This window comes from Brevibacillus daliensis (genome assembly GCF_021245735.1).
Lineage (GTDB): Bacteria > Bacillota > Bacilli > Brevibacillales > Brevibacillaceae > Brevibacillus_B > Brevibacillus_B daliensis.
The window spans coordinates 17,119-44,095 of the sequence record NZ_JAJISB010000016.1 but is presented as its reverse complement, the minus strand read 5'-3'; the positions used below and the strand labels follow the sequence as shown (position 1 = coordinate 44,095).

Annotated in this window: 26 protein-coding genes; 2 read left to right on the top strand and 24 right to left on the bottom strand. The window is 40.4% G+C overall.

What is annotated here, in order from left to right:
- Nucleotides 1-2: 2 nt before the first annotated feature.
- From LM917_RS13415 to LM917_RS13395, 5 genes are all read right to left on the bottom strand, one after another.
- Complete coding sequence (locus LM917_RS13415) at nt 3-767, bottom strand: two-component system regulatory protein YycI (RefSeq protein WP_232698036.1); 765 nt, start codon at nt 765-767, stop codon at nt 3-5.
- Nucleotides 754-2,145 (bottom strand): YycH family regulatory protein, encoded by a 1,392-nt coding sequence (locus LM917_RS13410; RefSeq protein WP_232698035.1) that lies wholly within the window; start codon nt 2,143-2,145, stop codon nt 754-756. Before LM917_RS13410 ends, LM917_RS13415 begins: the two co-directional genes overlap by 14 nt.
- Nucleotides 2,142-3,971 (bottom strand): cell wall metabolism sensor histidine kinase WalK, encoded by a 1,830-nt coding sequence (gene walK, locus LM917_RS13405; RefSeq protein WP_232698034.1) that lies wholly within the window; start codon nt 3,969-3,971, stop codon nt 2,142-2,144. The genes LM917_RS13410 and walK overlap by 4 nt, the downstream gene beginning before the upstream one ends.
- Nucleotides 3,964-4,674 (bottom strand): response regulator YycF, encoded by a 711-nt coding sequence (gene yycF, locus LM917_RS13400; protein WP_232698033.1) that lies wholly within the window; start codon nt 4,672-4,674, stop codon nt 3,964-3,966. The genes walK and yycF overlap by 8 nt, the downstream gene beginning before the upstream one ends.
- 240 nt (nt 4,675-4,914) lie before the next feature.
- Nucleotides 4,915-6,396: a peptidoglycan DD-metalloendopeptidase family protein gene (locus LM917_RS13395; RefSeq protein WP_232698097.1), complete on the bottom strand. Its 1,482-nt coding sequence runs from the start codon at nt 6,394-6,396 to the stop codon at nt 4,915-4,917.
- Between the two features lie 319 nt (nt 6,397-6,715).
- Here LM917_RS13395 and LM917_RS13390 point away from each other — a divergent pair, with 319 nt between their 5' ends.
- On the top strand, nt 6,716-7,087 hold the full coding sequence (locus LM917_RS13390; RefSeq protein ID WP_232698032.1) for a hypothetical protein: 372 nt from the start codon (nt 6,716-6,718) through the stop codon (nt 7,085-7,087).
- 209 nt (nt 7,088-7,296) lie between these two features.
- On the opposite strand, the gene LM917_RS13385 is transcribed toward LM917_RS13390, so the two are convergent.
- The 13 genes from LM917_RS13385 to LM917_RS13325 all read right to left on the bottom strand — a co-directional run bounded on the left by LM917_RS13385 (nt 7,297) and on the right by LM917_RS13325 (nt 18,125).
- The gene (locus LM917_RS13385; RefSeq protein WP_232698031.1) at nt 7,297-7,506 is read right to left on the bottom strand and encodes a hypothetical protein; all 210 of its coding nucleotides are present in this window, start codon (nt 7,504-7,506) and stop codon (nt 7,297-7,299) included.
- A 139-nt stretch (nt 7,507-7,645) separates the two neighbouring features.
- The gene (locus LM917_RS13380) at nt 7,646-8,932 is read right to left on the bottom strand and encodes an adenylosuccinate synthase (RefSeq protein ID WP_232698030.1); all 1,287 of its coding nucleotides are present in this window, start codon (nt 8,930-8,932) and stop codon (nt 7,646-7,648) included.
- Nucleotides 8,933-9,176: 244 nt separating this feature from the next.
- Nucleotides 9,177-10,523 carry a replicative DNA helicase gene (gene dnaB / locus LM917_RS13375; protein ID WP_232698029.1) on the bottom strand — a complete coding sequence of 449 codons (1,347 nt, stop codon included), beginning with the start codon at nt 10,521-10,523 and terminating at the stop codon, nt 9,177-9,179.
- A 31-nt stretch (nt 10,524-10,554) separates the two neighbouring features.
- Complete coding sequence (rplI, locus tag LM917_RS13370) at nt 10,555-10,998, bottom strand: 50S ribosomal protein L9 (RefSeq protein WP_232698028.1); 444 nt, start codon at nt 10,996-10,998, stop codon at nt 10,555-10,557.
- A 14-nt stretch (nt 10,999-11,012) separates the two neighbouring features.
- Entirely contained in the window at nt 11,013-12,950 is a 1,938-nt protein-coding gene (locus tag LM917_RS13365; RefSeq protein WP_232698027.1) for a DHH family phosphoesterase, read from the bottom strand.
- Nucleotides 12,951-12,965: 15 nt separating this feature from the next.
- Nucleotides 12,966-13,940, bottom strand: a complete 975-nt coding sequence (locus tag LM917_RS13360) for a YybS family protein (protein WP_232698026.1) — start codon at nt 13,938-13,940, stop codon at nt 12,966-12,968.
- A 74-nt stretch (nt 13,941-14,014) separates the two neighbouring features.
- On the bottom strand, nt 14,015-14,245 hold the full coding sequence (gene rpsR / locus LM917_RS13355) for a 30S ribosomal protein S18 (protein ID WP_232698025.1): 231 nt from the start codon (nt 14,243-14,245) through the stop codon (nt 14,015-14,017).
- 42 nt (nt 14,246-14,287) lie between these two features.
- Nucleotides 14,288-14,761, bottom strand: a complete 474-nt coding sequence (locus LM917_RS13350; RefSeq protein ID WP_232698024.1) for a single-stranded DNA-binding protein — start codon at nt 14,759-14,761, stop codon at nt 14,288-14,290.
- A gap of 25 nt (nt 14,762-14,786) precedes the next feature.
- Nucleotides 14,787-15,074 carry a 30S ribosomal protein S6 gene (gene rpsF / locus LM917_RS13345; RefSeq protein ID WP_232698023.1) on the bottom strand — a complete coding sequence of 96 codons (288 nt, stop codon included), beginning with the start codon at nt 15,072-15,074 and terminating at the stop codon, nt 14,787-14,789.
- Between the two features lie 138 nt (nt 15,075-15,212).
- A complete protein-coding gene (gene ychF, locus LM917_RS13340; RefSeq protein ID WP_232698022.1) occupies nt 15,213-16,313 on the bottom strand; it encodes a redox-regulated ATPase YchF in 1,101 nt (366 codons plus the stop codon).
- Nucleotides 16,314-16,735: 422 nt separating this feature from the next.
- Complete coding sequence (locus LM917_RS13335; protein ID WP_232698021.1) at nt 16,736-16,957, bottom strand: DUF951 domain-containing protein; 222 nt, start codon at nt 16,955-16,957, stop codon at nt 16,736-16,738.
- Nucleotides 16,958-16,961: 4 nt separating this feature from the next.
- Nucleotides 16,962-17,852, bottom strand: a complete 891-nt coding sequence (locus LM917_RS13330) for a mechanosensitive ion channel family protein (protein ID WP_232698020.1) — start codon at nt 17,850-17,852, stop codon at nt 16,962-16,964.
- Entirely contained in the window at nt 17,853-18,125 is a 273-nt protein-coding gene (locus LM917_RS13325) for a putative Se/S carrier protein (protein ID WP_309241952.1), read from the bottom strand.
- Between the two features lie 236 nt (nt 18,126-18,361).
- On the opposite strand from LM917_RS13325, the gene yyaC reads away from it, so the two are divergent.
- Nucleotides 18,362-18,994, top strand: a complete 633-nt coding sequence (yyaC, locus tag LM917_RS13320; RefSeq protein ID WP_232698019.1) for a spore protease YyaC — start codon at nt 18,362-18,364, stop codon at nt 18,992-18,994.
- A 153-nt stretch (nt 18,995-19,147) separates the two neighbouring features.
- Here yyaC and LM917_RS13315 read toward each other — a convergent pair whose 3' ends face one another.
- From LM917_RS13315 to mnmG, 6 genes are all read right to left on the bottom strand, one after another.
- The gene (locus LM917_RS13315; protein ID WP_232698018.1) at nt 19,148-20,308 is read right to left on the bottom strand and encodes an aminotransferase class V-fold PLP-dependent enzyme; all 1,161 of its coding nucleotides are present in this window, start codon (nt 20,306-20,308) and stop codon (nt 19,148-19,150) included.
- 103 nt (nt 20,309-20,411) lie between these two features.
- Entirely contained in the window at nt 20,412-21,257 is an 846-nt protein-coding gene (locus LM917_RS13310; RefSeq protein WP_232698017.1) for a ParB/RepB/Spo0J family partition protein, read from the bottom strand.
- Nucleotides 21,254-22,012 carry a ParA family protein gene (locus LM917_RS13305; protein WP_232698095.1) on the bottom strand — a complete coding sequence of 253 codons (759 nt, stop codon included), beginning with the start codon at nt 22,010-22,012 and terminating at the stop codon, nt 21,254-21,256. Before LM917_RS13305 ends, LM917_RS13310 begins: the two co-directional genes overlap by 4 nt.
- Before the next feature lie 851 nt (nt 22,013-22,863).
- The gene (gene noc / locus LM917_RS13300; protein WP_232698016.1) at nt 22,864-23,712 is read right to left on the bottom strand and encodes a nucleoid occlusion protein; all 849 of its coding nucleotides are present in this window, start codon (nt 23,710-23,712) and stop codon (nt 22,864-22,866) included.
- Nucleotides 23,713-24,342: 630 nt separating this feature from the next.
- On the bottom strand, nt 24,343-25,059 hold the full coding sequence (rsmG, locus tag LM917_RS13295; RefSeq protein WP_232698015.1) for a 16S rRNA (guanine(527)-N(7))-methyltransferase RsmG: 717 nt from the start codon (nt 25,057-25,059) through the stop codon (nt 24,343-24,345).
- A gap of 12 nt (nt 25,060-25,071) precedes the next feature.
- Entirely contained in the window at nt 25,072-26,973 is a 1,902-nt protein-coding gene (gene mnmG, locus LM917_RS13290; protein ID WP_232698014.1) for a tRNA uridine-5-carboxymethylaminomethyl(34) synthesis enzyme MnmG, read from the bottom strand.
- Nucleotides 26,974-26,977: the final 4 nt, after the last annotated feature.

Sequence of the window (26,977 nt, the reverse complement as noted above, 5' to 3'; positions counted from 1 at the left end):
CATTATTGGTTCGCCGGATTCTCAATGATCCCGTGAAAACCGTTCACGTAGTCTACTTTATCGCCATGCTTGAATCTCCATACCGGAGCCAATACCTGAATATCAGCATCATATTTATTACCGTAATATCCTAGAGAGATACTATCAATCGTTTCTCCACTCTTGATCATTTCCTTCTCTATCAAAGAGCTTAGTGCCGTGTATGCAGAGATAATCTTCCGACCCGAACCCTGATTACGCACCAACAAGTAAGTTTGTCTGTATCCTTTTATCTGGTTGCCCTCTATTTGAAATGATAGCGGCGCCACAAACATTGGTAAACCATCATGCATTTGCCAATAATTTGGGTATTCCAGTGACCAACGTACATCCTCTTTGTATTGCTCTAAATGCTTGACCTTATCCTGAAGCAGGTTCAAAACATCCTTGGGACTTTTAGGATCACGAATCTCTATTGGATTTAAAAAAGTAGAAACCAATGTGGTTGTTTCCAGATATGATTTCTGTTCAAGAAGCTCCCGACCGTCTATCGATGATGTAACATACTCCACATACAGATGATTAAGTTCAGGTGTTTCCTGTGGAATATCCATCTTCAATGTGATATTTTGTTTTGCTAAGAAGTTTTCCATTTCCCATTGCATGTTTTGTGCTGTATCTGATTCTAGTCCTAGTTGAAATTTTGATAGATACAGTTGATATCCAAGAAAAACATTCAGAATGAGAAAGGCAAAAATCAGAATGGTTTTGGTTCTACTCCAATCCAACTGGTTGCCCTCCTTTTACTCTGGCACTGCGCACATCTATCAATTTATTATACACGCCTTCCATTTCGATAACCCATGATGGGATTAATTGCACATATCCCTTCTGTTCCACCAATTGATAGGCAAGATAGACATCGCTGATCTTATTGATATCTACTCCTTTTTCCTGCAAGTAGGCAAAAAGCTCTTCACCTGAGCCAACCTGCTCATCCTTATATCCAAAAAACGTATCTAAATCAATCAGAGATCGTCTCATCGACAGAACCTGACCTTTATCCACATTCACCTGAATATTATCGATCAATTTAGCATCCTGACTAATCAACGGATACGAACCCAGATACTGTCTGAAAACAACCTGGGCATTCTGATCCATCCGTTCCTCTACCGTCTCCAGCCGGAAATCATCAATCCAGCCCATATGCTGATTAATAAATACGGTAGCCTCCTGAACCTGATCTCTTAGCTCAATATCTGTATCCGCTGTCTGCCAGGTGGGCGACGTAAGCGTCATTAATTGCTGACCACTCCGAATCTGAATGGATCTAGTACCATCTGTATAGATGTAGGTACCATCTCTTTCTACGATCTGCCTAACCAATCCCGGGTCCAGAAAGTACGTATCTAACAACTGCTTACGCGTAATCGGCAGGTAGTTGTAATTATAAAGACTAAGGGTAGAAGAATTTTTAGGCAAATAGTAAATGTGCCAATAAGGCAAGCTATCCTGTACGACATACGGTGATTTCTTAGGTTGTTTATATACGTGTAACGACTGTTCAGGCAGTGATTTACCAAACATCAAGTACGAATTGTTCAGATCCTTTGATGTCACTGCTGTTTTGGCACGGAAGGAGATTTGATCTTTCTTTGATAAAAACAATGCATAGACTGCATCATCCATCTGTTCATGATAAAGCCAAACTCGATCTACACCCGTTAATCGTGGATCAACATCCCCACGAATCGTCAGCACTTGGCTTAATACAGAAATAGGAATCTGCGAGCGATATTGCAATTCAAGACCTTTTTGATTACGAGTCAAGGCTTCCCACTTTTGTTCACTAAGTGGGTAATAAGTAAACTCGGAGAAATACCAGTTTTCGATCTCTCCCATCAAAATGCGATACACATCATCTGTATATACCGCCTTTGTATGTTTATCCTCTCCGTAATGAAACAGTATCGATTCCGGTCTGAGTAGGTCTTCAAGCTGTTTTGTTGTACCTAATTTATCTGATGGAAAAAATGTGGCAGGAGATATTAACTCCAGCTTAGGTTGATTGTTCAATAGTAAGAAGGTTAATACCCCGCTCAGCAGAACTAAAAAGACAAGTAGCACTGATTTAACTTTTTCTAGCCAGTCGTTGTTAATCATCTCACCTTCCCGCCTTCCATCAGGGGAATCCAGAAGGTTACTTCTGTTCCTTCATTCCATTCACTTGTAATCTGGATATCGCCACCATGTGCTTCTACCAGCTCTCTGGCGATTGCAAGCCCAAGACCCGTCCCACCTTGGTTTCTAGAACGTGCTTTATCCACTCGATAAAAGCGCTCGAAAATATGGCGCAAATCACGTTTAGGAATCCCGATTCCTGTATCGGTAACCGTAATATAGGCACGGTATTTTTCCTGATCTGCGTAAGCTTTTAACGTGATACTGCCATGATCTGGCGTATATTTAACTGCGTTGGATAACAAATTATCCAAGACCTGCGTAATAGCATCCTCATCCAGATAGACGTTCGTAAGTCCACCTGATTCTGTAAAAAACAGCGTAATGCCCTTCTGTTCCGCCTGCATGGCAAATCGTTGAGACACATACGTAAGTAAACCCGACAGATTTGCATGAGTCCGGTTCAAATAAACGCCTTGCGAATCGAATCGTGACAATTGCAGGAGATCATTAATCAGGCGAATCATGCGCTCTGTTTCATTCATGGTCACTCGCAGAAATTGATTCGATACTTCAGGTTCATCTACCGCTCCATCAATAAGCGCCTCTGTATAGCTTTTTATCGTTGTAAGAGGAGTACGAAGCTCATGGGAGACATTGGCGACAAAATTACGTCGTTGTTGCTCCGTTCTTTCTTGTTCGGTAACATCCTGCAAAACGGCAATAATTCCACCCTTTTTCCCGCTATCCTGTTGTAATGGTGTAATTAGCACACGTAACATAACAATTTCCCGATTGGAAACCATCATTTCTAGTAATAAGGGGGCTCCTTCAGCAAACAAAGGCATCTCTTCCTCAGGAGGAAGCCGTAATACATCATAGATCGTTCGATTCTGCTCTAACACATCCTTCTCTTTTACTTCCAAGATATCTTCAGCAGACCGATTCACTAAAATAATCGTACCATCTCGATTGGTAGCTATAACGCCATCACTCATATTCGTGAGGATCTGAGACAGCTTTTCCCGTTCTTCTTCTTCCTGTAGTACTGCCTCCTTTAACCGCTGAGTCATATCGTTAAACGCCATTCCCAATTGTCCAATTTCATCATCACTATAAACGCGTACTTTACGGTTAAAGTCACCTGTTGCTACCGACTTTGCCTGCTTGGTCATTTCTTTTACCGGCTTCGTAATAGTTTGAGCCAAAAAATATCCAAGAATCGCCGTAACAACTAGAGCTATCGCAGTCCCTGTGGCAAAGATAGTAGTGATTTTACGAATGGTTCTATAAAGTTCTTCTACGGAAGCAACCATATATACTGCTCCATAGACCGTGCTTCCCTTTTTTATGGGAACAGCCAGTACTTTGACTCGCCCTTCCGTAATCGGATCAATCCGCATCGATTCATTTCGTGTACCTAACAATGCAATCGTTATTTCTTTTTGAGCTGTTTTCTGTCCTACGATAGCCGGATTATCTTCCGAAGTGCTTATAATTACACCATTCGAATCCACAACCTGGACACTAGCTTCCTTAGACATGTTCCGAATTAAGTTATCAATATCTTCTTTACTATTTGCCACACTCTGATCATCCGGATTGCGCGGCGAACTAAAATGTTTTTCTAACAAGGTGGCAAGTAGCGAAGCTTGATTATTCAAGCTTTCTGTGAAGCTATTGGTATAGTACTTCTCTACTTCTCTTGTAAAATAAGCGCCCATCACCTGCATCGCCATGATGAGTAGCATGACGTATATGACTACTACTTTCCACTGAACTGTTTTAAACAGCTTCAGTTTACCCATTCGTAGAACCCCCTGGAATCGGGTTTTTCATGGTATATCCCAAACCACGTCTCGTAATAATATAAGTTGGTTGGCTAGGATCATCCTCTATTTTTTCTCGTAGTCGTCTAATGGTTACATCAACCGTTCGCACATCACCAAAGTAGTCGTAACCCCAGACGGCTTGTAATAGGTGCTCACGCATCATAACTTGTCCCTGGTGCTTGGCAAGGTATACAAGCAATTCAAACTCCCTGTGCGTAAGCTCAAGCGTTTCTTCCATCTTTTTAACGGTATAGGAGAACATATCAATTTCCAGTTCTCCAATGCGGAATTGGTGACGGTTCTGATCTTCTTGTTTTGGTTTTTGTCTGCGTAGATGTGCTTTTACCCGCGCAATCAATTCACGAGTACCAAAAGGCTTTGTGACGTAATCATCTGCTCCCAGCTCTAAGCCCAGTACTTTATCTAACTCAGAATCTTTCGCTGTTAACATAATGATAGGCATGTCATACTCCTGACGAACAAGACGGCATACATCCATCCCGTCCCGTCCCGGTAACATAATGTCTAACAATATCAAATCAGGCTTTTCCTGATGTACCAGGCGAAGCGCCTCTTCTCCATCATAAGCACATACAACCTGATGTCCTTCTTTTTCTAGGGCAAACTTTAAGATATCAGCAATTGGTTTCTCATCATCTACTACGAGGAGTTTGGCCATCGTGGTACTCCTTTCACTATCACGTCTCTATACTTATCAGTTCCACTTTATCGAATTATATCCTCTCAATCAACGTTTACAAATCATTCCCTGATTAGAAAACTTGGCTTTGTCAAGCCTTTGGCGCAGGAAAAGCTTTAGTTGCACTTATGCAGATAAGAATTTTTAAAAATTCTTGTCTGTAAATAAAAGAAACAGACCCGCCTGATTACCAGATTGGTCTGTTTCTCTTATTTCTCTTTATCGTAGCATGGTTAGTGGATTAATCACTGAACCATTTTTAATAACTTCAAAATGTAAATGAACACCAGTTGATTGTCCAGTAGAACCCATTACACCAATAGGAGCTCCCTGACTGACAACTTGTCCATTCTTAACGTTGATACTACGCATATGCCCATAAAGCGTACGCATGCCGTTGTTATGATCGATGGTCACACTAAGACCATAGTTACCATTCCAACCAGCTTGTACCACACGACCGTTGTCTGCAGCTACAATCGTACCTGAGCCTGCAATGTCCAGTCCTTTATGCAGACGGCCCCAACGTTTACCATATCCGCTGCTAATATTTCCTTTTGCTGGCCAAATGATACGACCTGAACCACGATCAGCAATTACTTTTGTCCCTTTTTCTACTACTTTCGTTACAGGTTCTTGAAGTACATCCCATGAAAGAACCTTTTTGGCAACCTGTTGCCCATTCTCTTTTACCACTTCATATTGTACTCGTTTTTGACCATTCTTGCCTTCTTGGACGACTTTTGTTTCGCCTTTAAGCATTTTTGGATTCGATCTTGTCTCTATCTTATGATAAACAGGTTCTTCTGTTGTTAGATTCTCCACCACTTGAACCGTAACAAAAGGACGGACCTCCGTTACATTTAACTTTTGATCTAGTTGCAAAAGTGTTGTTTCTGTAAGGCCAGGATTGTTTCTAAGTATTTCTTTTTGGGTAATTCCATATTGTTTAGCAATACCGCTAATTGTATCTCCCTGTTTCACTGAATGGACTGCTTCTTGCGCCGTTCCTTTCAACAGGAGTTGTTCTATTTCTTCTACTGGCATAATTTGCTCAGCCAGAATTGAATCCTTTTCCATATCTATTTCTTCTTTGAATTCAACGGTTTTTACTACAGTATCTGGCAAGGACGCAGCCTTAACCTCTTGCTTTGTTTCTTTTTTAGGGAGAACCCCGCTATAACGTGTTTTTACGCTGTCTAATACTTTATTAGCTTCTTCTTCGTTGGCAGCATAACCAACCACTTTGTCATCAACTGTAATTTTAACAGCTTCAACATGAAGGTCCAATTCTGCATCTAGAGTGCGCAGAGTTTCTTCGTTATCTACTTTTCCATTAAATACTTGTTCTTCTGCATATACAATCTTGTCGCTAAGGGTTAGAGCAGCACCTTGTTTTTCTTCTTCATTTTTACGTTTATTATCCATCCATGTTTCGACAACTGAAGGGTTGTCCACTACGCCTAATTCTTTACCGTTCAACTTTACATGATATAAAGTCGCGGTGTTTGCCGAATAATATGCGTATGTAGCACTGGATAGACCTAGTACGAATACAGCTGCAATAGTAGCAGATTGTTTTCTATGGCCAAGGATATATGCCCAAGTCCGTTTAGCGATTTGTCTGGAACCCTGATTATTAGTATCAAGCAATGACTTGACACGCTTAACCAACCAGTCTTTCCATTCGGCCGGTTGCATCATTTTAACCTCCTATAAGCCTCTCCAACATCAAAAATGTCTAATTACATTGTGTCTGATTTTATGTCGAAAATAACAAAATTTTCCATTAGTTTATTACTTACTTCCAACTCTCGACATTCTTCCTTCTAAAAGCCAACTACAAAGACTGTATCACAACACTATAACTGTCATCAAGTGTAAAATCCGGTCGAATAAACAGTTTACTCCTCTGTCATACTACTAGTAACAATTTGTTGATGAAAAATAAATTGACATTTTTTTTGCGACAGAAAATAAAATTGTTACTAGTACCTGCTATATTGGGAGGACGTTTTAGATGAAAGAAATAAGTATCATTGCTGGTTTTAAAATATTGGAAAACGCAAAGAAAGCCGCACAGGAACTGCGTGAAATGGGCTGTTCTACCGTTCAACTTAATGGTGTTAGCAACTATCCTGGCGAAGGCGTAGAAAAAATTACGAACCCCATTCAAGGCAAAATTTCTAGCTTGGGGAGCATGACACTAGATGCAGATTTTCCTAGTGGGCGCGATGCCAGTGTAATGGCTGCCGTTGATCCTTCTGCCAGTGGGATGGCGGATCGTGGAGCAGAATTTAATATGCCAGGTAATATGCTAACCGTACTTGTTGATGATGCTGTCAGTAGCAATGCTGAGAAAATCATTCAAAAATACGGGGGTATGTTTTAGCAGTAGAAACAACCGACCATTAGAAAAACTTCTATCGAAGTCTTTTCGAAGAAGCTGATCCTTCCTTAGAGGATGTTTTTCATGCGTATCAGGGTGAGAAGCTCCGAAGTTTATACTTTCTGATCCAGTTAAAAAACAGCCACTTTTCTCAAATAAAGAAAGTGGCTGTTTCTTCCCCTGCATACATATGAACTTCTTCCTATTCTCATTTATTTAATAGGCAGCATTGATGTAATATCTCGGATGGACAGACGGCGAATTTCTTTCTTTTTCGCTGGCGCTTCCTCTTTTACTCCAATTACAAAGCAGACATACCCCTTGCTTACATGTGTCATGGTTCCGCTAATGATTGAGCCATTAAACATCTTTACCTCAACATTTTTTCCTACCAAACTCATTGCTTTTTGATCAAATCCCATTATCAAACACCCCGTTTTCATTTGGTATAGGATACAATATGCCCAGATGGGGTGAAGTGGTGACTGTCCAGAAAAAAAGAAAAAGGATGCTTGGGAACCTGATCATAACCAGGGTTACCAAGCATCCTTCTATTTGTTATTACACGTAAATTCCACGAACAACATTTGTTTGTTCACGATCAGGTCCAACAGAGAAAATGGACATAGGAACGCCAGTTAGCTGTGTAATACGCTCAATGTAATGACGTGCATTTTCTGGAAGGTCATTCAGGTTACGCACACCTGTAATATCCTCAGACCAGCCTGGAAGTTCCTCATATACCGGCTCACATTCAGCCAATACTTTTAGGCTAGCAGGGAAATGCTCAAGGATTTCACCTTTATACTTATAAGCGGTACAAATACGCAAGGTTTCAAGACCAGACAGCGTATCCAGCTTGGTGATTGCTAGTCCAGTAATGCCGCTTACACGACGAGCATGACGAAGTACTACACTGTCAAACCAACCGATACGACGTGGTCTACCTGTTGTAGTACCAAACTCAAATCCTACTTCACGAATCAAGTCACCAACTTCATCATGAAGCTCTGTTGGGAATGGACCATCTCCAACACGAGTCGTATATGCTTTTGCAACCCCAATTACCTGATGAATCTTGGATGGACCTACACCGGAACCAATTGTAACACCACCAGCAATTGGGCTAGAGGAGGTTACATATGGGTAGGTACCTTGGTCGATATCAAGCAGGACACCTTGAGCACCTTCAAACAAGACACGACTTCCATTGTCGATAACATCGTTTAGAACAACAGAAGTATCCGTTACATAAGGACGAATAATTTCCGCGTATTTTAGATACTCTTCATAGATTTCTTCCAGTTTGAAGCCTTCCGCTCCATACAATTTCTCTAGGATGCGGTTCTTTTCTTCCAGATTGCGGCTCAGTTTTTCTTTGAACTCTTCTGCATCCATCAAGTCAGCGATACGAATACCGATACGCGCCGCTTTATCCATGTAAGCTGGACCAATACCTTTGCGAGTTGTACCGATTTTATTAGCACCGCGACTCTCTTCCTCTACACCATCTAGCTTGATGTGGTAAGGAAGAATAACATGAGCACGATCGCTTACTTTTAGATTGTTGGTACTAAAGCCATGTCCATGTAGGTAATCTAGTTCAGCTATCAATGCTTTAGGATCAATAACCATACCATTTCCAATTACACAAATTTTATCTGTATAAAATATCCCAGAAGGAATGAGATGAAGCTTATACTTATTCCCATCAAAAATAATTGTGTGACCTGCATTGTTACCACCCTGGTAACGAGCCACTACCTCAGCAGTTTCTGCCAGGTAATCGGTAATTTTCCCTTTTCCCTCATCGCCCCATTGGGTTCCTACAACCACGACTGTTGACAATGAAAACACCTCCTGATAATAATCAGAAAAACAAAATCATTTTACTAAAGCAAGATCGGTATGTCAACCAAATCCCGAACATTATTATATTAAATTCATAATACGTTCGTGAATAACTTTACCAATTAGATGCAATTGGTCATTTACTATTATTTACAATGTGTATAAGTAATAGACAAAAAATAAAAAAAGCTATCTCTCAGGTACACTTATAACTAGTACCTAAGAGATAGCTTGATTCAACTTAGCCAACTTCCCTAAACCTATTGTCAAGACTAACGAATTTATTAAACTCTTTGAGAAAGACCAATTCAACCGTTCCTGTAGGACCATTACGTTGCTTTGCGATGATAATTTCAATGATGTTTTTAGCCTCTGTTTCCTTGTCGTAGTAATCGTCACGATACAGGAACGCTACAATATCAGCATCCTGCTCAATAGAACCCGATTCACGAATATCAGACATCATAGGTCGTTTATCTTGACGCTGTTCAACAGAACGGCTAAGCTGCGACAAAGCAATAACAGGTACATTCAACTCACGAGCAATCCCCTTAAGTGTACGGGAAATTTCCGATACTTCCTGCTGACGATTATCTCCTTTACCTCGTCCAGAGATTAATTGTAGGTAGTCAATCAGAATCATACCCAAGCCTTTTTCCGTTTGAAGTCGACGGCATTTTGCCCGGATATCCTGAACGGTAATACCAGGAGTATCGTCAATGTACACAGGTGCCTTTGCCAAGGTCCCGATAGCCATCGTTAGTTTTTGCCAATCATCTTCTTCCAGAGCCCCTGAACGCATACGAGAAGCATCCAGATTCCCCTCAGCACAAATCATACGCTGAACCAGTTGGGAAGCTGACATCTCTAATGAAAATATGGCTACAGTTTCATTTGCTCGTGCTGCTACATTTTGGGCAACATTCAAAGCGAATGCCGTCTTACCAACAGATGGACGAGCAGCCAAAATGATTAGGTCAGACCGCTGAAATCCAGCCGTCATTTTATCAAGATCAGGATACCCGGAAGGAATCCCGGTTACGTCACCTTTACGCTGACTCAAAAATTCAATGCGCTCATAAGTTTCCATCAACGCATCTCTAATTGGAATAAACCCGCCACTATTACGGTTTTGGGCAATTTCTAAAATATATTTTTCTGCATCAGCAATAATTTCGCCTACTTCGTCTTCACGCCCATAACCATCGTTTGCAATTTTTGTTGCTGTACGAATAAGGCGACGTAAAAGCGATTTTTCTTCGACGATTTTTGCATAGTACCCAATATTTGCTGCAGTAGGCACTGAACTTGCCAAGGAGGTTAGATAAACGACGCCACCTGTTTCCTCTAGCAATTTTTGGTCCTGTAGCGATGCAGTTACGGTAACAAGATCGACAGGCTCTCCTTTTTCATAAAGGTCAAGCATGGTATTAAAGATGCGCTGGTGAGATGTTTTATAAAAGTCTTCTGGGCGAAGAAGTTCCATTGCGGTAATGAGCGCTTCTTTCGTCAAAAACACCGCACCTAAAACTGACTCCTCCGCTTCAATATTCTGCGGTGGCACACGGTCCAAAAACAAATCGCTCACAATACACCCCTCAACTTCTTCGTTAGATTACTTATGCTTCTACTACATGCACCTTTAGTGTAGCTACTACATCGGGATGTAGTTTTGTCTTTACTTGAGTTACTCCCAAGGAACGAATAGGTTCCATATCTAGTTTACGTTTATCTACTTTTAAGTTAAATTGTTTTTCCAACGCTTCAACTACCTGCTTACTGGAAATCGCGCCAAAAAGACGTCCGCCCTCACCGGCTTTACCCTCTATTTTAACGGTCATTTCGTTCATTTTCTCAGCCAATTGTTGGGCATCAATTTTTTCCTGTTCCTTACGTTTCTGTTCACTTTTCTTTTGAGCATCTAACGCTTTTACATTTCCATCAGTTGCTTCTTTAACCAATCCTTTTGGTAGAAGGAAATTACGAACATAACCTTCAGACAAATCCTTGATTTCACCTTTTTTACCTTGTCCTTTTACGTCTTTCAAAAAGATTACTTTCATGAGAAACGTCCTCCTTACAATTCTGTGTTAATTACATCCTTCAGCATTCTGACTGCATCAGGAATAGATATATCTTTAATTTGAGTGGCTGCCCCATTCAAGTGACCGCCGCCGCCCATTTTTTCCATAATCGATTGTACATTTATATCTCCCAGGGAACGAGCGCTTATCAAGACCGCATCATCAGAACGCATGGCTACTACAAAGGAGGCCTGTATTCCTTCCAGTGTCAGTAACGCTTCAGCGGCTTGAGCAACTTGTACCTGAGTATAGCTTTCATTTGCATCCCCTATTGCAATAGCAATTCGGTCTTTAAATACCTCTGTATTCATTACGACACGAGCACGCTTGATGAATTGCTGGATATCCTCTTTAAGAAACCGTTGCACCATCGCTGTATCAGCACCATTTCTCCGCAGGAAAGAAGCTGCTTCAAAGGTACGTGATCCTGTGCGGAAGGCAAAGCTTTTGGTATCCACAACGATCCCGGATAGCAATCCAGTCGCAATTACACTATCAAGACTTACACGATCGCTTTGATACTGAAGTAATTCTGTAACTAGTTCTGATGTAGATGAAGCATAAGGTTCCAAGTATAAAAGAACAGGGTCTTCTATAAATTCTTCTGAGCGTCTATGGTGATCAATTACCACAACGCGACTGGTCTCTTCCAAAAGACGTGGTTCAATAACTAGTGATGGACGATGTGTATCTACAATAACCAGCAGCGTCCGGGTTGTAATAAGCTGAAATGCCTGCTCAGGTGTTACAAACCATTCAGCAATCGGTGATTGATATACCTCTTTCATTAAACGATCAATACCGGCATTCGTACTATCGAGTACAATATGTGCTTTTTTATCATGAATCTGTACAGCTTTTAAAACACCCAGACATGCCCCAATAGAGTCCATATCTGCATTTTTATGACCCATTACGATAACCTGATCAGCCTCGTGAATCAAATCTCGCAAGGCATGAGCAATAACTCTGGCACGTACACGTGTCCGTTTCTCTACAGCATTTGATTTACCACCGTAGAAGTTCAGCTTATTGCCAATCTTGACAGCTGCCTGATCGCCACCGCGTCCCAAAGCAATGTCTAAGCTAGATTGTGCGTTTTTTCCTACCTCAACAAGAGTAGGCATTCCCGCTCCAATCCCGATCGACAACGTAATAGGTATTTTATTATCAACGGTCATTTCCCTTACAACATCGAGGATTTCAAAACGAGTTTCTTCCAGTTTATCAAGAGCTGCTCGATCCATGATCGCAATAAACTTGTCAGAACTGATACGACGTAGAAAAACCCCATGCTTCCCGGCCCATTCTATAATAACACCGGATACACTTGTAGTTAGCAATGTCCGGCTTTGATCGTCCATTACTTGGCTTAATTCATCCAGGTTATCTAAATGAATGATACCCATAACCGTTCTTTCCTGTTGATAGCGTATTGCCAATTCCTTGTATTCCGTAACATCTGTAAAATACAGCAGTCTTTCCTCCGGTCTAATGAGAACCTCATATATTCGTTCTCCATAGGCAAAATCTATTTTTTTCTGTTCCGGTTTCCAGTCTAGTGCAGGGAATACTTCTACAAGTTCTTTCCCAATCAAAGATTCTTGATTAGTGATTTTCTGCATGTAAGGATTGGCCCATTCCAATACTTTTTCTTCATTAAACAGCAGGATACCAATCGGCATTTCTTGTAAAAGACCTTCACTTGCTTTTTTTACACGATGGTTAATCGTTGCCATATACATTTTTAAGTCTTGTTGAAATCTTTTTTCGACCTGTAAAGTGGCTATAATTAATCCAATCACTAACAGAATCCCGATTACACCGTATACCCAATGATACAACGTCAGAATGGCTACTAATAACAAGCTGAGGGTGATAGCCAATACCATATGCAAACCATACCAACGCTTAAATAGGAACTTGGGCATTTACTCAGCTCCTCTTCACTTTCTAGACTCAAGTTTTGTACGCAAATGTATGCCTATATCAAGTAACCCGATGAATCCTACCAAGGTTGCTATCACTAAAATGGCACCCATGCTAAGTATAGTAGCTAATAGAAGAAAAATAAATACTCCTATCATAACTCCTCGAAAGCGTGGATTATTTTTGTACTTATGTACAGCAAAGGATATAAAACTAATCCCTTGGACAAAAAAGAGCACCTGTAGCGAGTAGAAGACGCTAATTAAAGTGGAACCCCAAGTTTGTTCGTAAAGATTACTCTGATTAAAAAACATCAACAGCATGACAATTAAGTAAATGAATAACAACACGCGAGGTATTTTCCATTCGCGAATAGGTGGCATTGCAGGAATTGCTACACGTAACCGCTTGCTAATCATTCTAGCTAGCCAATGAATAAGGGCTGTCGCGATAAAACCTGAAGCTACCAAGAAAAATGGAAGCATAGATACGAGAGTCATGCGCAACATTTCCATTGATTCTTTCCATTGTTCCAGTGTATAACCAGCAGGTACCATTCCGAAGAACTGGTCGCTATTCATAACGGTTTGGAAGGCCTGATTTATTTGATCAAGAGGATTGATATTAAAAATCTGAAGGGTAATATAGATTCCGACCAAAGTCATGAGAACAGAGACAATTGAACCAGCAAATACACCTGGAAAAGCCCTGTTAGTCTTTTTATAGGCATACCCCATAGACCAGCCGATTAAAACTCCGCCAATCGCCACAATTATTCCGGGAATATTACTTAGCAGCATGCCTAATAATGCAAAAGCCAAACTGATAACCAGCATTTCTTTCCCAGAACGTCTTAATCCCAACAAAATGAAGGGAATAGGCAGAAAAATATTAGCAAAAAACGGCAGGACGTTTAATCCCAAAAAGAGAAAAACGCCAGCAATACCTAATAATAAGGCATTTTCCGCAAGTTGTTTTGTGCGATTTTGCAACGGATACCGACTCCCTTCTTCAATATTGAAAAAGAGGGGCCACGTTTCTGTGCCCCCCTTTATCTCTTATACTCTTATTCAGCCGTATATGGCAGCAACGCTACTTGACGAGAGCGTTTGATTGCAACTGTCAGCATACGTTGGTATTTAGCAGAAGTACCAGTTACACGACGAGGTAAAATTTTACCACGCTCGCTGATGAACTTCTTCAGTAGATCGGTATCTTTGTAATCGATCTTTTTGATCTTGTTAACAGTAAAGTAACATACTTTACGACGTTTATTAGGGCGTCCTTTACGTGCCATGATAGTCCCTCCTTCTTAAGGATGTGATAGTTTTTGAACTTCTTAGAAAGGTAGATCATCATCAGAGATGTTGATCGGCTTTCCAGCATCGGCGAAGGGATCACTATGCTGATCATTGTTATTATTTCTGGAAGCTGCAGCAGGACGTGATCCATAGCCTTGGCCAGAATCATAACCAGTGTTACCCTCACCCGCTTCACGTGAGCTTAGGAACTGTACGTTATCAGCAACAACTTCTGTTACGTATACCTTTTTGCCCTCTTTATTATCATAACTTCTAGTCTGCAAGCGACCTTCTACTGCAGCTTTTCTACCTTTACGAAGGTAGTTCGCGCAAAGATCAGCCAACTGGCGCCATGCTACGATATTAATAAAGTCTGTCTCCTTGTCGCCATTGGCTCCTGAGTAAGGGCGATTAATCGCCAGGGTAAAAGTAGTAACTGCAACACCATTAGGCGTATAACGCAACTCTGGGTCCTTTGTTAAGTTTCCAATAAGAATAACTCGATTTAGCATAAGATTCCCCTCCCCGTGACAACGATTACTGGTCTTCTCTTACGAAGAGGAAACGAATAACGTCGTCATTAATTTTCATCAGACGCTCAGTCTCAGCTACAACGTCTGCATTAGCTTTAAAGTTCATCAAAACGTAGAAACCATCACGGAGCTTCTGGATCTCGTAAGCAAGACGACGTTTGCCCATTTCTTGAAGTTTGGTGACTTCTCCACCATTGTTAGTCACGATGTCGCTATAACGAGCTACATTCGCTTTCACTTTCTCTTCATCAAGGTCTGGACGCAATACGTACATAACTTCATATTGACGCATACCTTTTTCACCTCCTTTTGGACTAGCGGCCCTTGGATATCAAGGGCAAGGAGCGAGTGCAATGAAACCTATAATAGGCACCCATTTATATACTCGCATTTTTGCATTATAACAAATCAAGTGGGACAAATCAAGTTTCTAGACGTTGAAACGGAAGTGAATAACATCGCCATCTTTTACCACGTATTCTTTACCTTCCAGACGATACTTTCCTTTTTCACGAGCAGCAGCAACGTTACCTGCTTCAACCAGGTCATTGTAAGCTACTACTTCAGCTCGAATAAAACCGCGCTCAAAGTCAGTGTGGATAACACCAGCTGCTTGCGGAGCTTTGGTTTCATTGCGAACCGTCCATGCGCGTACTTCCTGAACTCCCGCTGTAAAGTAAGTGATCAAACCAAGTAGTGAATAAGCTGCACGAATCAGACGATCAAGACCTGATTCGTGAAGACCTAGTTCTTCCAGAAACATTTCTTTGTCTTCGCCTTCTAATTCAGCAATCTCAGATTCTACCTTGGCACTGATGATTACCACTTCTGCACCTTCTGTTTCAGCGTGTTTACGCACAGCTTTTACGTGTGGGTTATCATCAGCAGTAAGAATTCCATCTTCCGCTACGTTACATACATATAGCATAGGTTTAATGGTTAGCAAATGCAGGTCACGAATGAGTTTAACCTCATCCTCTGTTAACTCCACACCGCGTGCTGCGTGTCCTTCTTCAAAAGCAGCTTTCAGTTTTTCCAGAACATCCAGTTCCTGTTTCGCCTCTTTATCACCCGCTTTTACTTTACGGCCAATTCTTTCGATACGGCGAGTTACAGAATCAAGGTCTGCAAAAACCAATTCCAAATTGATTGTTTCAATATCGCTCAGTGGATCAACTTTACCAGCCACATGCGTGATATTCTCATCTTCAAAGCAACGTACTACTTGAGCAATTGCATCTACTTCACGAATGTGAGATAAAAACTGGTTACCTAGTCCTTCACCTTTACTTGCACCTTTTACCAGACCAGCAATATCTACAAACTCAAATGCTGTTGGTACTACTTTATTAGGAACCACGATCTCTGTTAGCTTTTGCAAACGCGGATCTGGAACTTCAACAATTCCCACATTTGGATCAATCGTACAGAAAGGATAGTTAGCGGATTCTGCTCCCGCCTGTGTGATGGCGTTAAACAGTGTAGATTTACCTACGTTCGGCAAGCCTACAATTCCAACACTTGAACCCATATTGTTATTCACTCCTCATTAGCTTCACTATTTTGGATGATACCGATACTTAAGGATGATTGCAAGAAAAAAGAAAACCCAGATTGAACAGCTTTTCATAAAAAAATAGGACAATATTTTATGGGTAACTGTTAAAAAATTATTGGAAAAGCTTCTTATTTCTGTTATGATGGTCGATGTCGCTCTTTTTTGTTGTCCACATCCTGGGGTGTTTTCCCTTCTTTTTCATTGTGGGTAATAATGTGGATAATAATTATCAGATAAAGTTACACACAGGCAGAAACCTTGATACAATAAGGATTTCGCCCTTTTGTGTTATCCACATGTTTATCTTTTTCCTGTGGATAAGTGGTTTTATATAAAAATGTGAGAAGCATCTTCTCCCTCTTTTCATTATGAGGAATTAGATGCTTCTTTTTTACTTATTCATTTGTGTCTGTTGCTTTTTCAGTTGCATTTGATTGCAGGATTTTTTTTAACTTTTTCTCAAACTCTAATCGAGGCAACATAACACTATGATCACAACCGGTACATTTAATGCGAATATCCATGCCCATGCGAATAATTTTCCAGGCATTTGTTCCGCATGGATGAGGCTTTTTCATTTGAACAATATCACCTAGCTCAAACTGTTTTCTATCCATTCCTTCATCCCTCATTTGCGCCTGTCTTTTTAGAATTCCCCACCATGACCGTTTTTGGATAAGGAATTTCAATACCCCTGCGGTCAAATTCTGCTTTTACCTTCGCTCTGATTTTGCGTGAAACAGGTACGTGTGTATTTGGTTTACATTCTGCTGTAACTCGTATGATAACTTCAGAAGGGCCAAGAGCCTGCAATCCTAATACCTGTGGAGTACTTAGGATGTCTTCTATTTCATTATCCATATTTGCTATAACTTCCTTCAATATTTGCTCTACATGCTCAATATCTTCTTCGTATGCTACTGAAATATCAATAACTGCGAGTGAGTTTTGAATAGAAAAGTTGGTTACCTGTTGAATGGTACCATTAGGGAAAATATGAACCTCTCCTGTCCAACTCTTCAGCTTTGTTATGCGTAGTCCAATAACCATTACTGTACCTGTTACATTATTAATGGTTACTACATCACCTACGGCAAACTGATCCTCAAATATAATGAAGAATCCTGTGATTACATCCTTGACCAAACTCTGCGCCCCAAATCCCACTGCTAAGCCTAGTACCCCAGCACTAACCAATACAGGTTGCAGGTCTATTCCAACTTGCTTTAAGGCGATGAGCAGGGCGATAAAATATATGCTATAACTCACAACATTGTTGATTAGCACACGCATTGTATCAATACGTCTTTGTTCTAGCTGTATTCTGTTTCCATGACGTGAGGTAAATACCTTATTTACCCCTTTGGAAACCATAGCTACTAAAACCCTTGCAATAAGCAGGACAAGTCCTATTTCCAGCAAGGTGAACCCTATATTGATCCAGAAGTCCACATTTAAAAATGCCGCAAATAATTTTTCTCCAGCACTTTTCGCTGTCTCTACATTTTCCATCTATTCCTCTCCTTCCATTGATAACAAATTAATCTCTTCGTATGTTCCCTGTTGGTATTGATACATCCCTTTAATCACAACCTGTTGGGAATGAATAATCTTACATGCCTGCCTGTATTGCTCATAAGGAAACTCGATGGATAAAGCACATCCTGCCGTAATTTCCTTTGGCGTAGGTCGGGTATCAATTTCGATATTAGCATATTCCAGTAGCATTTCTGCACGTAATGCCTGCTGCGTTGAATCAAAAGCAATCAAAATTGTATCTCCCACAAAGTTCTCTCCTTAGTCCCACAGTCGTTAAAACATATTTTATTTTACATGCTTCTGGTTAGTTGATCTAGTTTAACCTGCAATAAACCTGCAATTATATGTACTACTAATTTTAGGTAATTAATCGCCATCACTAGATATTCGATGTGTAATCTATCAAACTAGCCTCCCTAAACAGGTATAAAATCAATTCTATCTCCATATACTAGGAATACTTTACTCTTCTGGAGGTAACGATGAAACGATATGATGAGAATCCCGAAGTTTCCCTTCCTCCGTTTAAAGTGGAATATCAGCATGGGACAGCAATAAACAGGCTGTCTGCCCACCTCTATGAACGTTTTTTACTAAAAGCGGATGAGCAGGATTTAGTTGTGTTATGTATCGGTACTGATCGATCGACTGGTGATGCACTCGGCCCGTTGATTGGAACCAAGCTTAAAACCTACTATCTGGAGCATATCACCGTGTATGGGAGCTTGGAAGCACCAGTACACGCGGTCAATCTTGGTGAACATATTGCACAAATCGAGACAAAACATCCTAACGCCCTGATTGTTGCCATTGATGCCTGTTTAGGTCAGTTTCAACATGTTGGATGCATTAACGTGTCTGACGGTCCGGTTAAACCTGGTGCAGGAGTAAAAAAGGAACTCCCTGCCGTAGGAACATTTCATATCACTGGAATCGTTAATGTTGGTGGCTTCATGGAGTATTTTGTCTTACAAAACACCAGGCTTCATATCGTAATGAGTATGGCTGAAGTTATTGCCTCCGCTATTTATCAGGCTGCAAAAGGAATCGAGCAGCCGATTGCATTTCCCTGGCAGGATTCTTCTTCTTATTTGCGAGATAACAGTATGTCATAAATATGAATAATGGCCGATTAAAGTGGTTCGTTTTCTGTTCTCAACTATGTGTGAGTTACTGACATAGTTATAGAAACGAATATACTTAATCGGCCTTATTAATTTTTGTTTGGTGTTTACCTGCTATTGTACAGCTTCTGTTTAGATTTTGTATTAACCCAGACGAAATGCTTCCGAGATTTCTTGTACAGCCATAATTAGTTGATTCAGGTCATTTTCATCGTTATAGATCCCAAAACTGGCTCTAACCGCACCCTTATCCTGTGTCCCCGAGGTCTCATGTCCAAGTGGCGTACAATGATATCCTGCCCTCGTAGCAATTTGATATTCTTTATCGAGAATAAAAGAGACCTCAGACGCGTCTGCTCCCGCAATATTGAAAGCAACCACACCAACCCGTTCTACTGTTGGTGCAGGACCGTATACCTCTACTCCCTCTATTGTTTGTAGCCGCTCGAGTGCTTGCTTTGCCAATTGCCATTCGTGCTGATGAATGTGGGATATCCCTTTTTCCAGTACAAATGACACACCAACCCCTAATCCAGCAACGCCTACTGTATTTGCTGTTCCGCTCTCGTAACGATCCGGCCTTGTCGTAGGTTGATCAATCGCTTCGGACTGACTACCCGTTCCTCCATGAATCAAAGGTTCCAAATCAATCGAATCAGTCACATAAAGACCACCAGTTCCCTGTGGCCCATATAAGCCTTTATGACCTGGAAAAGCAAGCATGTCGATATTCATCTGGCTCACATCAATAGGCAATACACCTGCACTTTGAGAAGCATCTACCAAAAAAGTGATTTGGTGTTGCTTTGCCAATTGTCCCAACTCAGCTATAGGCAGAATAACCCCAGTTAGATTAGATGCATGACTCACAACCAAAAGCCTTGTTGAGGGTGTAATCTCCTTCTCGAAATCCTCCAGATAAAAGAGTTGATCCTCCCTGGGTTGAACATAGGTAATTGTTACTCCCAATGTTTTATGCAGATACTCCAAAGGTCTTCTCACAGAATTATGCTCAATGGATGATGTAATGATATGATCCCCTGATTTTACATATCCCTTGATTGCCTGATTTAGCGCTATTGTTGCATTTGGATAAAAAAAGAGGTTATTCGGGTTATCTACCCCAAATAACCTGGATAATTGCACACGTGTTTGGAACAGTACTCGACTTGCCTTGATTGCTAACGTATGGCCACCCCGACCAGGATTGGCAGCATACTGATCAAGAACTTCTATCATTGCTTCCTTTACCCCTGGAGGCTTAGGCCATGAGGATGCTGCATTATCCAGATATGTTATCGACATGGAATATGCTCCTTTTCTCTATCTGTATCCGTATGGAAAAATACTATTGGAAAGTCACTAAGACAAATCATTTTTCATCTAATCTGGTTATGTCCCGCCTATATTATTCTTCCAATTGAAGCATTTCTAGAATACGTTGCAAATCATCATCAGAATAAAATTCTATCTCGATTTTACCTTTTTTACTGCTTTTGTTTATTTGAACACCCGTCCCAAATCTAGCCTGTAATCTACGCTCCATTTGTACATAAACCTTGTTTTTTCGTGATTGTTTCGTCTTTTTTGTTTCACGTGAAACATTTAAAGTTTTAACCACTTCTTCTAAATGGCGAACAGTCCATTCATGCTTGATTGCTTCTTCTGCAAGCTTCCACTGCTGTTCTGCTTTCGTTACAGGAAGTAATGCTCTAGCATGTCCCATGGAAAGAGCACTGTTTGCAACCAACCTTTGTATCTTTTCAGGTAGTTGTAACAAGCGCAAGATATTGGTGACATGTGGTCTGCTCTTTCCTACTTTCTGCGCCAACTCTTCCTGCGTATATGAACAATGCTCCATTAATTTTTGATAAGCCTCTGCTTCTTCAAGTGGATTCAGATTTTCCCTCTGTAAATTCTCAATCAGTGCTAACTCAACCAATTGCTGATCAGAATAATCCTTAACTACAACGGGAACTCTCTCCAACCCACCCAATTTGGCAGCTCTAAGCCTTCTTTCCCCTGCTACCAGCTCATAGCCCTTCATGCTTTTTCTTACAATTAAGGGCTGAATAATACCATGACTCTTAATCGATTCACTTAATTCCTTAAGAGCTGTTTCATCAAACTCTTTTCGAGGTTGATAGGGATTGGGACGAATATCCTGAACAAGAATGTCCGCTATTTGCTCATTTTCTTCAATTAAGTTCGAAGTTATCAAAGCACCTAATCCTTTTCCCAACCGTTTACTCATATGCCGACCACTTCCTTAGCCAATTCAGTATATACTTCGGCTCCTTTTGATCGAGGGTCATAGTTGATAATAGCTTGTCCATGTGAAGGTGCTTCACTTAAGCGTACATTACGGGGAATAATTGTACGATAAACTTTTTCTTGGAAATATTTCTTAACTTCTTCTATAACCTGAATACCTAAATTTGTGCGAGCATCCAGCATTGTTAACAGTACACCTTCGATTGCGAGATTGGAATTAAGATGTTTTTGAACGAGACGAATTGTATTAAGAAGCTGACTTAATCCCTCAAGTGCATAGTATTCACATTGGATAGGTATTAAGACAGAATCAGCAGCAGTTAATGAGTTAACTGTCAGTATACCCAATGATGGTGGGCAGTCAATAATGATATAATCGTAATTATCTTTCACGATTTCTAACGCTTTTTTTAGCCTTATTTCTCTTGAAATAGTGGGAACTAACTCGATTTCTGCTCCAGCCAGTTGAATTGTTGCTGGAATAATAAATAGCTTATCCATCTCCGTAGGTAATGTAGCTTCAACTGGGCTAGTGTCATTAATCAGAACATCATATATGCAATAACGAACATCTGCTTTATTGATTCCGACTCCACTTGTTGCGTTCCCCTGAGGATCAATATCTACTAACAAAACTTTTTTACCAAGTGAAGCAAGACATGCGCTTAGATTAACAGAAGTTGTTGTTTTGCCAACCCCACCCTTCTGATTGGCTACTGCAATTACTTTCCCCAACATCTCCACCTCATTTTGTCTATGTTACTTATGATCTCTCTCCTGCATGAAGCAGAATGGTTTTCCTCTTTCAATAAGTGAAAAAAACAACCTCACTAATCGTACTCACGAAAAACTTTACTAAATAACAGTGATCTCCTTCAAGAAATTTTCTTACTTACATGAAGATCCTTTCATTACCTACCAATAATATACAAGTTTTGTTTCTTAAAACAAAAACATATCTATCTGGAATTCATTTTCCTACAAAAATTATTGTAGCATGAAAACCTCGTAAACTACCTTTTTCTCACACATTGTTAAGAGAAAAGATGAAGAAAAATCTTATTCTACAAAGTGAGACGGCATTTATCGCGCATTATACTCTCCTACGAATAAAAAAAGGAAGAAAAGTAGTACGCTTTATCAATCATACGTATACTTTCTTCCTTTACTAACGAAGAATGTTTTCTATAACATGCTATATGGTAGGTTAATTTCTATATTAGAAAGTATAATCGTACAAGGGTTTCATCCTATTAGGTTTAGATAACGTTATCAAAAATGAACTTGGGTGATGAAAGATTTTATCTGATGGAATATTAGTCGGTTTACTTGAGGCTTTATCTGTAGACTCACTTAAAGTAAACCTTTCCCTTATGAAAAACTATTGATGAAGCCTATTCGAAGAAGCTGGTATTTCAATAGAGGTTGTTTTTCATGCGTATCAGGAAGTAATTCTATGAAGTTTTACATCTGATACAATAAGAAAAACTGTCTACTTCAACACTCATCCTCTAACCTATTATGATCCCAAAATAACCTTTGATAAATGCAGTAGTAACTCGTAGTTATCCAAGCGTTTTCAACTATTAGGGTTTCTGACTTTTAGGAATACGAATCGTAAATTGATAATACTCATCGTGATCCTCCTCATCTGTTTCGACAGGCAATCCCGTTTGAATTACCATATCAATTGACTGTCGCACAGTATTAATGGCGATACGAGAATCTCGTGAGAAAGCCTTCATTCTTGCTTTCTTCTCTTTCTCGGGTTTCGGATTTTCTAGATTATTTAAAATCTGCTTCACGCGGATCTCTGTTTGTTTTACGTTTAATTCACGAAGAAGAATTTCTTCCATCAATCTGATTTGCCACGTTTCATCTTTTAGAGGAATCAGTGCTCTTGCATGACGCTCAGTAATCTGCCGGTTCATTAAAGCTACCTTGATTTGTTCGGGTAAATGAATTAATCGCAATTTATTAGCGATAGTTGATTGACCTTTTCCTAATCGTTGAGCTAAGCTTTCTTGAGTCAGATTATGCAAATCAATAAGTTTTTGATAGGCATATGCTTCTTCAATTGAGGTTAATCCTTCACGCTGTAAATTTTCAATAAGCGCTATAGATGCGGTTTGTGTATCGTTAAATTCCTTCACAATTGCTGGAATACGCTCAAACCCCAGCTTTTTTGAAGCACGTAATCTACGCTCCCCTGCAATCAGTTCAAATTGGTCATTTCTAATCCTTACAACTATCGGTTGAATAATTCCATGCGTCTTGATTGTCTGACATAATTCATCTATCTTGCTGTCATCAAACACCGTTCTTGGTTGATAAGGATTGGGGACAATCTCATCAACTGGTATTTGTCTTATCTCCTCTGTTTCTCCCCTGTCAGAAAGACCAAATAAACGTGAAAATTGATCTTTAACTGTCATCGTGCAATCCCCCACTTCTTTTCACACAGAAAGACTGTTTGTTATCTACACCTTGAATGACTTTAAACATCTGCTACACGCACCATTTATGGCTTTTCGTTCCTATTACCCCTGATAGATTACTCCGACCTTGGCTAAAACAAGAACTACAATAAAAAGTAACGCGACAGTCTGTCTTACTTGCACCGTGCAATCATCCGTACGAAGTATTACTTATTCCTCTGATAATTCTTCATAATAGTTCTAAATCCTGCTCGAAAAGGACATTTTCTTTCTTGCCTGACCACTCCAGGATAACTCTATGTTTCACGTGAAACATTAATAATACCTGCATAGTAAAGGAGCTGGCTTATCTATGCCAACTCCCATTACAACCTACAACCAGTTTACCTTATTCAAATCTTTTACCCATCTGATTTAAGCTATTTTTGAAACAAGTATAATCTCAGACATACAAAATCGGGGCAATTGCTAACTTATTTTCAGCTTCACCAGAGCTTTGTAGACTCTTCCTTCAATTTACTATTCAATCTACAGCTTTACTTTCATACTGCTGATTTCTTATATAATATCGTACAAATTCTTCAAACCAACTGCACTTTTAGCCCGTATTTCTACGGTTAAACCTGCTTACATAAGAGGTTTTTTCGCTGGAATACCCGGACGCCTTGGATATGCTTTTGGAGACTGTTCCTTTTTATTAATCAAAATTATGTTTCTCTCTCCAGCATCATCAGGTAACTCAAAACTCTCCAGCTTGTTTGTTTTCCCGCCAAGCGTTTTAATAGCCTTTTTAGCTTCATTAAGCTCCAGTGTGACGTCTGGTCCCTTTAGTGCTGCAAAAGTTCCTCCCACACGGGCTAATGGCAAGCAAAACTCAGCTAGCAGGTTAAGTCTAGCAACAGCACGAGCAGTCACAATATCAAACTTCTCGCGATAAGCAACGTTTTGACCAATTTCCTCGGCTCTACCGTGAGTAGGATAAAGACCTGTTAAACCTAACTCTTTACCTACATGTTCAAGAAAATGCATACGTTTTTGCAACGAGTCTACAATAGTCATTTCCAGATGAGGATAACAGATTTTAAGCGGAATGCTTGGAAATCCTGCCCCTCCCCCTACATCGGCCATTTTGCTCACATCTTTTAATGGAAAATAAAATCCCAAAGTAAGTGAATCATAGAAATGCTTGGTATAAACCTCATTTTCCTCTGTAATGCCTGTCAGGTTCATTTTTTCATTCCACTCCACAAGCAGGCGATAGTAGAGATCAAACTGTTCTAGTTGCTCTTGGGTTAATGTAACACCTTTTTCCTCTAATCTTGTAACAAAGTGTTCCTTACTCATCCCTTATCTCCTCTACTCCGATGCTTTTGTTAAAACACGGTGGAATTGCTCCAGGTAGACCATCAATACTGAAATATCAGCTGGGGTAACACCGGAAACACGAGAAGCCTGACCGATGTTAAGAGGTCTGATTTTCTCTAGCTTCTCTCTCGCCTCTTTTGACATACCTGAGATAACCGTATAATCGATTGCGCTAGGGATTAGCTTACCTTCAACTTTATTCATTTTCTCTACTTGAGCAAGTGATTTACGAATATATCCATCATACTTAACCTGAATTTCTACTTGTTCACGAACTTCCTCATCAAGCTCCACAGGTGATGGTGAGATACGATGAATGTGTTCATAGTTTACTTCAGGTCTACGTAAAAGCTGCGCCAAATCAATTACTTCCGTCAGCTCAGGAGTTCCAGTTTCTCTTAGAACCTGTTGTGCTTCTTCATTTTCAGGTTTGATGCGCGTATTGTTTAAGCGCTCTTTCTCTTGAGCCACTTGTTCGCGCTTATTAATAAACGCTTTGTAGCGCTCCTCACTGATCAGTCCGATCTCATAACCGATGTCAGTTAAACGCATATCAGCATTGTCATGACGCAGAAGCAAACGATATTCTGCACGCGATGTTAGCAGCCGATATGGATCATTCGTACCTTTGGTTACTAGATCATCAATTAGCACTCCAATATAAGCCTCTTCACGTCCCAGAATAACTGGTGGCTTATCTTGAACTTTGCGTGCAGCATTAATTCCCGCCATTAAACCTTGCCCTGATGCCTCTTCATAACCGGATGTTCCATTGATTTGCCCTGCAGTAAACAATCCTTCAATTAGTTTAGTTTCTAATGAAGGCCATAACTGTGTGGGTACAATAGAATCATACTCAATTGCATAACCAGGACGCATCATTTTAACCTCTTCCATTCCAGTCATGGAGCGAAGCATGGAGAGTTGTACTTCTTCTGGCATGCTGGTAGATAGCCCTTGAACATACATTTCCTCTGTATGACGGCCTTCTGGCTCGAGGAAAATCTGGTGACGCGGTTTATCGTTAAAACGAACTACCTTATCCTCAATGGATGGGCAATAACGTGGTCCAGTTCCCTCTATAGCACCTGAATACATTGGTGCACGATGTAGGTTCCCCTGAATAACCTCATGTGTTTCCAAATTGGTATAGGTTAACCAGCAAGGTAGTTGATCTGGAATGGCTGTTGTTGTTTCATAGGAAAATGCACGTGGTTCTTCATCACCTGGTTGGATCTCCATTTTACTGAAATCAACGCTGCTCTTATGAATGCGAGGCGGTGTCCCTGTCTTGAAACGAACTAATTCAAGGCCCAGTTCTTTCAGGTTTTCAGCCAAACGAACAGATGGACGCATATTATTTGGTCCACTCTCATATTGCAAATCACCGATGATGATTTTTCCACGTAAGTAAGTACCAGTCGTAACAACAACTGCCTTAGCTTTATAGCGAGCTCCCGTGTTGGTAATCACACCTTCGCACACACCATCATTTACAATAAGCTCTTCCACCATTGCCTGACGCAAGATTAAGTTAGGCGTATTTTCAATCGTTTTTTTCATTTCACTCTGGTAAGCAATTTTATCAGCCTGCGCACGTAATGCGTGTACAGCAGGACCTTTTCCTGTATTCAACATTCTCATTTGAATATAGGTTCGATCTGTATTTTTTGCCATCTCTCCACCTAGCGCATCAATTTCACGCACCACGTGTCCTTTGGCAGGTCCACCTACAGATGGATTACAAGGCATGTAAGCAACCGCATCTAGGTTAATCGTTAAAAGCAACGTCTTACATCCCATTCTGGCCGCTGCGAGTGCTGATTCGCATCCTGCATGACCCGCGCCTATAACAATTACGTCAAAATCGTCGCCATTATATGTTGTGTTCATGTTT

Excerpts from the sequence above, each read along its gene's own strand:
- LM917_RS13410 (WP_232698035.1), bottom strand. The coding sequence starts at position 2,145 with ATGATTAACAACGACTGGCTAGAAAAAGTTAAATCAGTGCTACTTGTC.
- walK (WP_232698034.1), bottom strand. The coding sequence starts at position 3,971 with ATGGGTAAACTGAAGCTGTTTAAAACAGTTCAGTGGAAAGTAGTAGTC.
- yycF (WP_232698033.1), bottom strand. The coding sequence starts at position 4,674 with ATGGCCAAACTCCTCGTAGTAGATGATGAGAAACCAATTGCTGATATC.
- LM917_RS13395 (WP_232698097.1), bottom strand. The coding sequence starts at position 6,396 with ATGCAACCGGCCGAATGGAAAGACTGGTTGGTTAAGCGTGTCAAGTCA.
- LM917_RS13390 (WP_232698032.1), top strand. The coding sequence starts at position 6,716 with ATGAAAGAAATAAGTATCATTGCTGGTTTTAAAATATTGGAAAACGCA.
- LM917_RS13385 (WP_232698031.1), bottom strand. The coding sequence starts at position 7,506 with ATGGGATTTGATCAAAAAGCAATGAGTTTGGTAGGAAAAAATGTTGAG.
- rplI (WP_232698028.1), bottom strand. The coding sequence starts at position 10,998 with ATGAAAGTAATCTTTTTGAAAGACGTAAAAGGACAAGGTAAAAAAGGT.
- LM917_RS13365 (WP_232698027.1), bottom strand. The coding sequence starts at position 12,950 with ATGCCCAAGTTCCTATTTAAGCGTTGGTATGGTTTGCATATGGTATTG.
- rpsR (WP_232698025.1), bottom strand. The coding sequence starts at position 14,245 with ATGGCACGTAAAGGACGCCCTAATAAACGTCGTAAAGTATGTTACTTT.
- LM917_RS13350 (WP_232698024.1), bottom strand. The coding sequence starts at position 14,761 with ATGCTAAATCGAGTTATTCTTATTGGAAACTTAACAAAGGACCCAGAG.
- rpsF (WP_232698023.1), bottom strand. The coding sequence starts at position 15,074 with ATGCGTCAATATGAAGTTATGTACGTATTGCGTCCAGACCTTGATGAA.
- ychF (WP_232698022.1), bottom strand. The coding sequence starts at position 16,313 with ATGGGTTCAAGTGTTGGAATTGTAGGCTTGCCGAACGTAGGTAAATCT.
- LM917_RS13335 (WP_232698021.1), bottom strand. The coding sequence starts at position 16,957 with ATGGATAGAAAACAGTTTGAGCTAGGTGATATTGTTCAAATGAAAAAG.
- LM917_RS13330 (WP_232698020.1), bottom strand. The coding sequence starts at position 17,852 with ATGGAAAATGTAGAGACAGCGAAAAGTGCTGGAGAAAAATTATTTGCG.
- yyaC (WP_232698019.1), top strand. The coding sequence starts at position 18,362 with ATGAAACGATATGATGAGAATCCCGAAGTTTCCCTTCCTCCGTTTAAA.
- LM917_RS13315 (WP_232698018.1), bottom strand. The coding sequence starts at position 20,308 with ATGTCGATAACATATCTGGATAATGCAGCATCCTCATGGCCTAAGCCT.
- LM917_RS13310 (WP_232698017.1), bottom strand. The coding sequence starts at position 21,257 with ATGAGTAAACGGTTGGGAAAAGGATTAGGTGCTTTGATAACTTCGAAC.
- noc (WP_232698016.1), bottom strand. The coding sequence starts at position 23,712 with ATGACAGTTAAAGATCAATTTTCACGTTTATTTGGTCTTTCTGACAGG.
- rsmG (WP_232698015.1), bottom strand. The coding sequence starts at position 25,059 with ATGAGTAAGGAACACTTTGTTACAAGATTAGAGGAAAAAGGTGTTACA.
- mnmG (WP_232698014.1), bottom strand. The coding sequence starts at position 26,973 with ATGAACACAACATATAATGGCGACGATTTTGACGTAATTGTTATAGGC.